The following is an 11,525-nucleotide window of genomic DNA, read 5'->3' as shown; positions in this document are numbered from 1 at the left end:
CTTGGAATTCTTGGAATTCTTGGAATTCTTGGAATTCTTGGAATTCTTGGAATTCGCCACGGCGCCGTCGCGGTATAATTTTATTGTATTTTTCGTATTCGTAAACGTAAATTTTACCACGCAACCGGTTTAGGGCTTCTCTGTATACGCCAGATAAATTCTATTTTGCAAAAATAGTGAATTGGCAGTGTAGCTGCAAATTTCGTGCTTACTAGCAAAAATTTTGTCATTTGCTATAAATATAGAGCTAAATGCCAAAGAAAAACGCAAAATTCCCGCATAAATAGCGTGCAAGCTAGACGAAAGTACTAGGCAAGCAAAGCGGTGCAAGAACTCGCAAAGCTCAAAATTTTATTCGCTGACGCAAATTTAAATATACTTTAACGAATAGAAGTGTAAAATACGCCTCAAATTTTAACGATCAAGGGTTTTTATGCTAAAAGACATCTTTCTTTTCGGCGGTTTAATTTCTTACGACCACACTTTTATCTACCTTTTTTACTTCTTTTTGGTCGTCGCTATCATCGTAGCCGTCGCGCTTTGTTCCACTCGCTCGCTTCAGCTTGTGCCACATGGCATGCAAAATATCGCCGAAGCCTACCTAAGCGGCGTGCTAACGATCGGTAAGGACGCGATGGGTAGCGAGGAACAAGCCAAAAAATATCTCCCGCTAATCGCAACATTGGGATTTGTGATATTTTTTAGTAACGTTATCGGATTGGTGCCGGGCTTTGAGTCGCCGAGTGCGAGTTTAAATTTAACTCTTTCGCTTACGCTTTGTGTTTGGTTATACTATCATTTTGAGGGCGTTCGCGAGCACGGTGTGATCAACTACCTAAAGCACTTTATGGGGCCCGTGAAAATCCTAGCTCCGTTTATGTTCGTCATAGAGATCGTCTCGCATTTTTCGCGCGTCGTATCGCTTTCTTTCCGACTTTTCGGAAACATCAAAGGCGACAATACCTTCCTGCTTATTATGCTTTCTCTCGCTCCTGCGCTAATACCGATGGTTCCGTTTGCGCTGCTTACTTTTATGGCGATTTTGCAGACTTTTATTTTCATGGTTTTAAGCTACGTTTATCTAGCGGGCGCCGTGATCGTCGATGAGCATTAATTTTAAGCGAAATTTCTTATACTTCCTCGTGGGTGCGTCGTTCGGATTGATCTTCGTCGGCGCATTCGTCTTTTTTGCCTATCCGTCATTTTATTTCTTGGGGTTAAAATTTCTCTTCATCTGCACCGCTCCCGGCGTGATATGCGTCATCATCACCTGCTTGATGGTCGATGTTTTCGATCTGAAAGAAAAGCTCCTTCATGGCGGCGAATAGAAATCTATTCGATTAAATTTTAAAATTTAGCCGCGCCGTACGCCGCTACAAGCGAGTATTAAAGCAAAAAATTGTAAAATTACGCGAAATTTTTATTCTAAAAGGTTAAGTTTATGTTTGAAACCGTGATCGGCCTGGAGGTACACTGCCAGCTAAATACCAAAACCAAAATTTTCTGCTCCTGCCCCACGAGCTTCGGCGACGAGGCAAATTCGCACGTCTGCCCGACCTGCCTGGCGCTTCCGGGCGCTCTTCCCGTGCTAAACGAGGAGGCGGTTAAAAAAGCCATCAGCTTCGGCACCGCCGTCAATGCGACGATCAATCGCAAGTCGGTATTCGACCGCAAAAACTACTTCTACCCCGACCTTCCCAAGGCGTATCAAATTTCGCAGTGGACGATCCCGATCGTCGAGCACGGCGAGCTTTTTATAGCTGCGGACGGACAGAGCAAGCGCATCGGCATCACGCGCGCGCACCTGGAGGAGGACGCGGGCAAAAATAACCACGAAAGCTCGCGAAGCCTAGTCGATCTAAATCGCGCCGGTACGCCGCTTTTGGAGATCGTAAGCGAGCCTGATATGCGCTCTGCGGACGAGGCGGTCGCGTATCTGAAAAAACTCCACAGCATTTTGCGCTTTTTAAATATCAGCGACGCGAACATGCAAGAGGGCTCGTTTCGCTGCGACGTAAACGTCAGCATCCGTCCGCAAGGCGAGCAAAAGCTCTACACGCGCGTGGAGATTAAAAATTTAAACTCCTTTAAATTTATCCAAAAAGCGATCGAGTTCGAGATCGAGCGTCAGATCGAAGCGTGGCAGGACGGCAAATATGAGCAAGAGGTCGTGCAAGAAACGCGCCTTTTTGATACCGCTAAGCTCATCACTAAGCCGATGCGCAGCAAAGAAGACAGCGCCGAGTATCGCTACTTCCCAGACCCCGACCTGCTAACCGTGATCGTGGATGACGAGATGCTGGCTGCTGCGCAGCAGATCCCCGAGCTGCCCGATCAAAAAAAGGCACGCTACGTCCGCGAGCTGGGCGTTAAAGAGAAGGATGCCGAGATCATAATCTCGACCTACGAAAACGCGCGATTTTTTGAGGATCTGATCGCGGCGGGGCACGAGCCCAAACTCTGCGTCAGCTGGCTTACCGTCGAGCTTGCGGGCAGGCTCAAAAACGGCGTTACGATTGAGGATTCGCCCGTAGGTAGCGCGAAGATGAGCGAGCTTTTAAGCGCGATCGAAGGCGGCGCTGTATCGCAAAAGGCCGCCAAAGAGGTGCTTGATTATCTAATGGAGCACGACGAGGCTGTAAGCTCGGTCATCGATAAGCTGGGCTTGAGGCAGGTAAGCGACGACGGCGCGATTTTGGAGATCATAGCGCGCGTGATGAGCGCGAACGAGGAGAAGGTTGCGGACTACCGCGGCGGCAAGGACAAGCTATTTGGCTTCTTCGTAGGCCAAGTGATGAAAGAGGGTAAGGGCGCATTTAATCCTGCGAAGGTGAACGAGCTTCTGAAACAGAAGCTGGGCTGATTTCGCAGCTTCTGCGGCAGCAAACGGCGAATTAAAGGCGGCGGTGTGAGCGCGATAGATAAAGCCTCTGGGATAAATTTTAAATCCGCCCGTAACGTTTTGCTTCGAGCTAAAGCTTTCACGCGCCAATGACGAAGGTTTTTGCGTGTTATATTTCATTCGGCGCGATCTCGGCGGCTACCTGCTCTGCCTCGCGCACGTTTTGTTCTTTTGAGCTCGTTTTTTCTCGTGCGCGAGCCGTTTGCGTCGAGTGTCGGTCTGCGACGGAGTGGTTTAAGAAGCACGTCAGTTAGGAATTTTTACTCACGGCTACCGTCAAAGCGCGGCAAAGCTTGCAGGGAATGCGTAAAATTGCTCTGCTTGAGAGAGCGAGAACGGAAGCTCGGGGTGCGCGGATAGGATCGAATACGCAGGGTCGAATTTGAGCGGCGAGTCCATGTGCAGGCTAAATTTAATCAATCGCTGCGTCGGATGCGCGTGCCCCAAACCTTGCGCCAAACGATAACGTGGCGAGCGACCGCAAGATCATATAGGCTCAAAGCACGCCTTGATAGATTTAAGCGGATTTAAAAGCGCGATTTGCGCTTAGCTGTCTGAGTAAAATTTTTAAAAATTTGATTTGCCTTGGCGATACGTGAGTGAAATTTTAAAACGTATAATGAAGTTTCAAAATTCTCATTCGTTCACTGCCGCGCCTTTTGTGAAAGTGTTTTTTGGCGGAAGAGCAAAACCTTAAAAGTATGAAATTTTAGTGAGGTAAATTTTAAAAAAAGCGAAGTTTTGGCTGAGTAAATTTCAAAAGCGCAAAATTTTAATGAGACGAAATTTTGACGAGATGAAATTTCAAAAAGCGAATTTTAAAGCGTGGCTTCGGCTAGCATTTGTGCAGGCTCATGTCGGCGCTTTTGGGCTAATTTTTCAAAGAGCGGGAATTTCAAGAGAATGAAATTTGAAAAACCGCAAATTTGCGAATAAATTTTTAAAAAGGAATATAATGAAAATCGCGGTTATCGGCGCGGGCAAATGGGGCAGCGCGCTTTTTGACGCGCTTAGCGCGAAAAACGAATGCGTCATCACTTCGCGCACGCCAAGGCAAATTCCGCATTTTGTAAGCGTGAGCGAGGCATTGGAGTGCGAAGCGCTCGTTTTCGCGCTCGCGGCACAACAAACCGCGCAGTGGCTGGATCAAAATTTCACCTACAAAAATCAAAAAATTCTAGTCGCTTCCAAGGGCATCGACGCGGCAAGCGGTAGGTTTTTAAACGAAATTTTTGAATCGTATGTCGCGCGCGGCAATCTTGCTTATCTATCAGGTCCGTCGTTTGCTACCGAAGTCATGCAGAAGTTGCCTTGCGCGCTCGTCGTAAGCTCGTGTAACGAAAATCTAGCCGAACTTTTCGCAAGCGCCTTCCCTGCCTACATCAAGACCTACACTAGTGGCGATATCATTGGCGCAGAGGTGTGCGGCGCGTATAAAAACGTCATCGCCATTGCTAGCGGCGTTTGCGATGGGCTCGAGCTCGGAAATAACGCTAGAGCGAGTTTGATCGCGCGCGGCATCGTAGAGATCGCGCGCTTCGGTAAGTTTTTCGGCGCGCGAGACGAGACCTTTTTGGGCTTAAGCGGCGTGGGCGATCTGTTTTTGACCGCCTCGAGCGCGCTATCGCGAAACTACCGCGTGGGACTAGGGCTTGCGCGCGGTAAGAGGCTCGAGGAAATTTTGCGCGAGTTGGGCGAGGTCGCCGAGGGCGTGGCTACGACCGAAGCGGTCGTAAATATCGCGACAAAGCACAAGATCTACGCTCCGATCGCTACTGAGGTCGCGCAAATTCTGCGTGGCAAGGACGTAAGAGCGAGCCTGAAGGATCTGCTGCGCAAAAAATAGCTGCATGGCGGAATTCTCTCGCTAAATTTTAGTGGCGGATTCGGCTTACATAGGTTTTTGATTTATCTGCTATGTTCGTGAAATTTAGTTGCTGGTTTGCGGATTCCGGTCGGTGTTTGTTTGGATATGTCTACGCGGCTTTGCCTGATAATTTTATGGGCTTGATTTTCGCCTTGCGGCTTTGACTTAAAATTTAGCTTTAAGCTTGAGTGCGAAATTTCAAAGCGAGGTCGTAAAATTTTAAAAGAGGCTAAAATTTTAAAACATTTAAGGTGGATCGCAGGTAGTCTGGAGCGCTACTGCTTCGTTTTGCTTGCAGCCGCCGATGGTCGGCAGTGGAGGGTGGAGCGGACTGCCCGTCTGCGACTGGGTAGGTCAAAATTTTTGATGTGTCAGATTTAAAAATTAAGGCGTGGTATTTTTTCTTTAGACGAGGCGGAAAGGCGTAAATTTTGAAAATATTCAAGACAGATGATGTGCAGTTTCGATAAATTTTTAGTGCTTGCAAAGGAGCGGACTGCTCGTCCGCGACTGCGGCTAGTTAAAATTTTACAGAATGTCGGTGTATTATAAATTTTAATACAGGAGCCAAGGTGAAGGATCGCAAGATGGATTTAAGGGTTGCTACGTAAAGATTTAGCGAAGATAAGGCATATAGCCTATCAAGCTAAATTTTTACTAGCTCCGTTAAAGAAGCTCGCGAAGCAAGCCGCAAAGATAAAAGAGGAGAAGATGGAAAAATACGAAGGCTACAATCTCAGGCTACGCGACGCTCTTGTCGGCGTACAGTTTTTATTCGTGGCGTTCGGCGCACTCGTGCTGGTGCCGATATTAACGGGGCTTGATACGTCCGTGGCACTGTTTACGGCGGGTATCGGTACGCTGCTGTTTCAGTTCATCACGCGTAAACACGTCCCGCCGATCTTTCTTGCGTCTAGCTTCGCGTTCATCGCGCCGCTAAGCTTTGGCGTGAAGGAGTGGGGTATCGCCGCGACTATGAGCGGAGTGATCGCGGCAGGGCTGTTTTACGTGGTTCTGAGCCTGCTCATTAGGCTCAAAGGCGAGGGGTTTTTGCATAAAATTTTACCGCCCGTAGTCGTCGGTCCCGTCATCATGACGATCGGCCTCATCCTCTCGCCCGCGGCCGTAAATATGGTCATGGGCAAAGGCAAAGAGGCGCTCTATACGCAAGGCCAGTCGCTTACGATCGCGCTCATCTCGCTCTCGGCGGTTATCGTCGTGATGATGTTTGGACGCGGCATGCTGCGCCTCGTACCGATACTGTGCGGTATCGCGGCTGGATACTGCGCGTCGCTGTTTGTCGGCATCGTGGATTTTACGCCGATTCTAAACGCGCCGTGGTTTGTGCTGCCGCATTTCACCGTGCCGGTTTTCAAACTCGAAGCGGTGATCTACATGGTGCCTATCGCCATCGCGCCCGCGATCGAGCACATCGGCGATATGCTTGCGATCAGCAACGTCACAAAGGAAAATTTCCTAAAAAATCCAGGGCTTAAAAGCACGCTGCTGGGCGACGGACTCGCGACGTCGCTGGCAGGCTGCTTTGGCGGACCGCCGAACACCACCTACTCAGAGGTTACGGGCGCAGTCAGCATCACGAAAGCCTACAATCCCGCCATCATGACCTTTGCCGCGCTTGCAGCGATACTGCTAGCCTTCGTGGGCAAGCTCGGTGCCGCGCTCTCCACGATCCCCGCTCCAGTCATCGGCGGCATTATGCTGCTGCTTTTCGGTATCATCGCTAGCGTGGGTATGGAAACGCTCATAAAAAATAGCGTGGATCTGGCCGAGCCGCGCAATATGATCATCGTCGCGCTTATCTTTGTCTGCGCGATCGGCGGCATGGTGCTGGACTTTGGCGCGATGAGCTTTAGCGGCGTGGGGCTTGGCGCGCTCATCGGCATCACGCTAAATTTGGTTCTGCCAAAGACCAAGCATTTTGACGGATACTGAGTTAAATTTACGCGGAGCTTGCGTCGTTTCGCGCGATTGCGGGTAAATTTGAGCTGAGGCTTTGCCGTCAAATAAATTTACCCCGCGGCTTTCGCCGCCAAATTTACCGCAGCCTAAATTTTAAAATTTCCCCCGCAGACGCTTTTAAATTTCTAACGTTTTAAACTAGCAAGATATATAATTGCCTTATGAAAAAGGCGAATAATTTAAGCAAATTTGATAAAAAGGCGCTAAGGCTTCTTTTTGCGGTACTTTTCGTGCCGCTTTTCGTCTCGCTCGTTTTTATCTATGAGCTATCGGTGTATGACCGCTCGCGCGAGCTGCCTGCGGACGCGCAAAAGATCGGCCACAGCGATTATTTCAACATCGGCGGCAAAATTTACCTACGCTCTTGGAATCTCGCTCCCTACGAGTTAGAGGGCGGCGCGGACGCGGCGAGCTTTCGCGCGCTTGATACCGGCAGATACTCCTATGCAAACGTCGGTATGGACGCTAGTAGCGTATTTTGCGGCGCTCGCAAGATGTCGGGGCTGGATCCCGCTCGCACGCAAAAGATCGGCTCTCGCTACTACAGCGATGGGCGCGTAAGCTACTTCTGCTCGGACGTCACGCAGCGCACGGGCGGCGCGATAAGCTACATTTACAAGGTATTTTTCCATGCGTTCGGGTTCTCCAATTGGCCGCAGGAGTACAACTATCCCTACGCTAGACTTGATACTAGCGCGCCCATCTCGCCTCTGACCGAGAGCCCCTACGTCGCCACCGACGGCGAGCGGGTATTTTACGAGGGTAAAATTTTAGCGGGTGCGGATGCAAAAAATCTAAAACAGATAAGGCTAAAAATCATACACGAAGACGGTCCCGATTCGCCCGCGCACTTTCGCCCGGTCGATCGGTGGCTAAGCGACGGACGCAGCGTTTATGCGGACGGCGAAAGGCTAAATTTCACTCCTAGCGAGCAGATGTATCTCGTGGAGCCAAACGCCGGCATAGAGTTTCTTTATGATCCCGCCGCGGGCGCGGTGTTTATGGACGGCGAGAGATTTGAGGCCGCAAACGAGCCCTATACGCCGCTAAATTTTCAGAGCGGGCATCAGGAATACATACTGTTTGCGAGCAAAAACGGTATATTTTATCTAAGTAAGGATAAAATTTTAAATCGCCCGCGCGGCAGCGGCATTGAGGGCTGGCTCAAGGACACGTTTTGGTACGTTTATTATAAATTTGGCGCAGACGCCAGCCGGCTAAGCGCGCTAAAAAGGGCGGGCGACAATCCGTTTAAAGGCGCCGTGCGGCAGATCTCGGAGAGGCTTTTGAAGGACGACGCGGGATTTTACTATCTAAATTTCTACTCGCATAGCGTTTACGTCACGGGTCGCAGCGGCAGGCATCTGGATAAGCGGACGAATTTCATCGAGCTGCGAAAGATCACGCTTGAGGTACATGACGAGGAGGTGATGGCGCAGATAGCGGACGAGGCGGCGCGAAACCCCGAAATGTCGCAGCAAGTCTTTAGCGCACAGGACGTGGAGTATGAAAACGGCGCGGCCTTTTACATGTATTGCCTTGCGGTGGTTTTGTTGCTCGGAGCTTGGATTTATAGCTGCCTTAGAAAGCGCAGCTTGCGACGCGGCTAAATTTAGCAGCGGTACGGAAGGTAAATTTAGAGCAAGACAAAAATACCGACGTCGTGTTATCCAGCGCACCCTTGGCTAAAGAAGGTAAATTTTAAGAGCGGGACGGCACGGCGGAGCAGTAAATTTAATATAGTATTGCGGTTGCCAGCGCAGCAATGCGGCAAATTTATGGGCGTTGCGATTGCGGGTGCGGGCAGTGCGGTAAGCGGGATGCGATTTGAACGTGTGTCAAAGTTTGCCGGTGCCGAGTTGCCGGTTTGTCAGCGCGCAGTAAGCCAGCTAGATGATGCGAGGCGAAATGATAGTAAGCCGAAACGATGACGCTTTTGCGACTTTAAATTGCGCTACCTATTTTAGTCGGAATTTTATAAATACGCAGATAAAGCTTTGACTAAGATTTGCAAAATACTGCAAATGCGGCGTTTTATTCTAAGCCGCCTTTGCCATTTATCTAAATTTAAGGGACAAAAATATAAATTTCAAATATTCATAGCTTGGAAAAATAGAATTCCTAACGCTGTGTAAATTTTCTCCGCTGGAGTTTGAAACTATTATGCTCCCTAGGAAATCTTTGCCTCTTGCTGGTGTAAATTTTCTCCGCTGGAGTTTGAAACAAGGTTAAATGATGGCTTCTGAAAGAAAAAAATTTGGTGTAAATTTTCTCCGCTGGAGTTTGAAACCTGCCGTTGGCAAGAATTTCGCTCGATTCTTTGTAGTGTAAATTTCCTCCGCTGGAGTTTGAAACAAGCCGATCGATGTCTCTTCAAAATTTGCCATTATGTGTAAATTTACTCCGATAGAGTTTGAAACTAGCGCATACAAAGAGATAGAGCAAAGCGATCTGTGAAATTTACTCCGATAGAGTTTGAAACTTCATATCGGCAGGCACCACCAGCCGCCATTGAGGTATAAATTTTCTCCGTTGGAGTTTGAAACCTACGGATTTCAAACCTTAAGCATCTCAAAATCGGCGTTTCAAGTGAGTGCTACTGCATTTTACTGTGCCCTGATTTGCGTCCTATTTGATAAATTTAGACTAAAAATACACTATTGAAGGCTCCGGCTTAGATCTTAGCGGATTTAAATTTTGTCGTGCATCAGGATCAATCATGCCGATGTCAAAGCCCGGCTATCTAACGGATTTTAAATTTGCCGGGCGTTCAAAGAGTAAATTATATCGGCGTTTTGCTCTAGCTCTCGATATAGGTTTTGAGTTTGCGGCCGATCTTTGGGTGTTTTAGCTTTTTGATCGCCGAGCTTTCGATCTGGCGGACGCGCTCGCGAGTGATGTTGAGCTCCTTGCCGATCTCTTCGAGCGTGCGGTCGCTCTCGTCGTCAAGTAGTCCGAATCGCATGCGGATCACCGTGCGCTCGCGGTCATTGAGCTGTTCTAAGATATCGTCGATCTGCTCTTTGAGATCGGATTTTAAAATTTGCTCGATCGGCGAAACCGAGCTTTTGTCCTCGACAAAATCGCCGAATTTACCGTCGTCCTCGTTTCCGATCGGCGCTTCTAGGCTGATCGGCTCCTTTGTGATTTTGATGACCTGCTTTACCTTATCGACGCTAAGGCCTACCTCTTGCGCGATGACGTTGATATCGGGCTCCTTGCCGCCTTCTTGCATATATTTGCGCGTGATTTTATTAATTCGATTTATAGTCTCAATCATATGGATCGGGATGCGGATCGTGCGCGCTTGATCGGCGATGGCGCGGCTGATCGCCTGGCGGATCCACCACGTCGCGTAGGTCGAAAATTTATAACCGCGTTTGTATTCAAATTTATCCACCGCTTTCATAAGCCCGATATTACCCTCCTGGATGAGGTCCAAAAACGGCAGCCCGCGGTTCGTGTAGCGCTTGGCGATAGAGACGACCAGGCGCAGGTTGGACTTCGCCATGCGCGCCTTTGCGTTATCGCTGATGCGCTTGCCGCGCTTGATCTGCTCTAAAATTTCTTTCAGCCGCTCGGGCTCGAGGTTGAAGCTTTTTTTGCTCGCCTCTTTGGTCAAAAAAAGCTTTTTAATATCGACGTAGGTCGAGACCATCGTAGCTTCCGGCACGCGCGCGATGATGTCGTCCTTACTGAGCTTCGTGATATCTTTTAGGATTTTTTTATGATTTTCGCGCAGTTCGGCGCTAAACATCGGCAGCTTGTATTCCAGGCGCTTGAGCTCTTTTTCAAAGCCCTCGTCGCTTTTTAGCGCGGTCTCCATCGATTTTACGATCTCGGTGATGAGCTTACTAGTCGGTCCCAGATCCATGAGCTTTTCTTTTAAAATTTTCTTTTTAAACGCCAAATTTAGCTTCGATAAAATTCCCTTGCTCTCCTTAATCGCTTCGGCGTTTTTCTCGGCAAATTTCATCCAGTCCTTTTTGGCTTTTTCGAGAGCCTTGAAGCTTTCGATGACCTTTAAAGCGCGCTTATCGTTCTTTCTAGATCGCCTTTGCTTCGCCTCGTCCGCGCTCTCCTCATCCTCCTCGTCGTCGTAATCCTCCTCCGATAGTTCCTCTTCGTCCTCCTCTTCACCCTCTTCGTCGCTGTCGTCAAAGCTCTTAAAAAGCTCCTTGACGCGGCGTTCGCGGTTGATGAGCGGCTCTTTATAATCTAAAATGAAGTCTATTAAGTACGGCACCGAGCAAAACGCGTCGATGATGATGTCCTCACCGAGCTCGATTTTTTTGCTGATCTCGATCTCCTCCTCTTTCGTTAATAGCGGAATCTGCCCCATTTCGCGCAGATACATCCGCACCGGGCTATCAGAACGGCTCCACTCCAAAAGCTCAACGTCGCTGGATAGGTCAAACTCCTCGTCCCAGCCCTCGTCCAGCAGCCTTTTTTGCGTCGCTTCTTTGAGTTTCGCGTCCTCTAAATTTTTGATTTTGGAGATTTCTGCGGCGGAGATCAGCTCGACGTCGAATTTTTTCGTAAGCGCTTCGACCTTCTTAACGGCCGTTGCGGTGGGGGCTTTGTCGAAAAATTTTATCAGTCTTTCGTAGGTGATGTAGCTTTTCTGATTTTCGTCGAAGAACTGCTCGATGGGGCTTAAGGCGTCTTTTGGGCTCGCCATAAAATCTCCTTGTGTCGTTGTGTATTTGGTTTTGAAAAATTGGATTATACCGAAACGCTCTTTATTTTTGCTTATATGCGGCGCAAACTATCTAA

General features: G+C 48.9%; 7 protein-coding genes and 1 CRISPR repeat array. Of the genes, 6 read left to right on the top strand and 1 reads right to left on the bottom strand.

Annotated elements, in window-relative coordinates; genetic code table 11:
- Positions 1-433 precede the first annotated feature (433 nt).
- The 6 genes from Q0274_RS04260 to Q0274_RS04235 all read left to right on the top strand — a co-directional run bounded on the left by Q0274_RS04260 (position 434) and on the right by Q0274_RS04235 (position 8,359).
- Complete coding sequence (locus Q0274_RS04260) at positions 434-1,114, top strand: F0F1 ATP synthase subunit A (RefSeq protein ID WP_298027942.1); 681 nt, start codon at positions 434-436, stop codon at positions 1,112-1,114.
- On the top strand, positions 1,104-1,328 hold the full coding sequence (locus Q0274_RS04255) for a hypothetical protein (protein WP_005869196.1): 225 nt from the start codon (positions 1,104-1,106) through the stop codon (positions 1,326-1,328). The genes Q0274_RS04260 and Q0274_RS04255 overlap by 11 nt, the downstream gene beginning before the upstream one ends.
- Before the next feature lie 113 nt (positions 1,329-1,441).
- Entirely contained in the window at positions 1,442-2,863 is a 1,422-nt protein-coding gene (gene gatB / locus Q0274_RS04250; protein WP_298027941.1) for an Asp-tRNA(Asn)/Glu-tRNA(Gln) amidotransferase subunit GatB, read from the top strand.
- Positions 2,864-3,854: 991 nt separating this feature from the next.
- Entirely contained in the window at positions 3,855-4,748 is an 894-nt protein-coding gene (locus Q0274_RS04245; protein WP_298027946.1) for an NAD(P)H-dependent glycerol-3-phosphate dehydrogenase, read from the top strand.
- A gap of 732 nt (positions 4,749-5,480) precedes the next feature.
- The gene (locus tag Q0274_RS04240) at positions 5,481-6,722 is read left to right on the top strand and encodes a uracil-xanthine permease family protein (RefSeq protein WP_298027944.1); all 1,242 of its coding nucleotides are present in this window, start codon (positions 5,481-5,483) and stop codon (positions 6,720-6,722) included.
- Positions 6,723-6,910: 188 nt separating this feature from the next.
- Entirely contained in the window at positions 6,911-8,359 is a 1,449-nt protein-coding gene (locus Q0274_RS04235) for a DKNYY domain-containing protein (RefSeq protein ID WP_298027939.1), read from the top strand.
- 519 nt (positions 8,360-8,878) lie between these two features.
- Positions 8,879-9,295: a CRISPR direct-repeat array (repeat unit 19 nt; unit sequence CTCCGCTGGAGTTTGAAAC).
- Between the two features lie 254 nt (positions 9,296-9,549).
- Here Q0274_RS04235 and rpoD read toward each other — a convergent pair.
- Entirely contained in the window at positions 9,550-11,430 is a 1,881-nt protein-coding gene (gene rpoD / locus Q0274_RS04230; protein WP_298027938.1) for an RNA polymerase sigma factor RpoD, read from the bottom strand.
- Positions 11,431-11,525: the final 95 nt, after the last annotated feature.

Origin of the sequence: uncultured Campylobacter sp. (genome assembly GCF_937973075.1) — a bacterium.
Lineage (GTDB): Bacteria > Campylobacterota > Campylobacteria > Campylobacterales > Campylobacteraceae > Campylobacter_B.
Note: the sequence above shows the minus strand (reverse complement) of the source record. Positions and strands in the feature narration are given on the sequence as shown.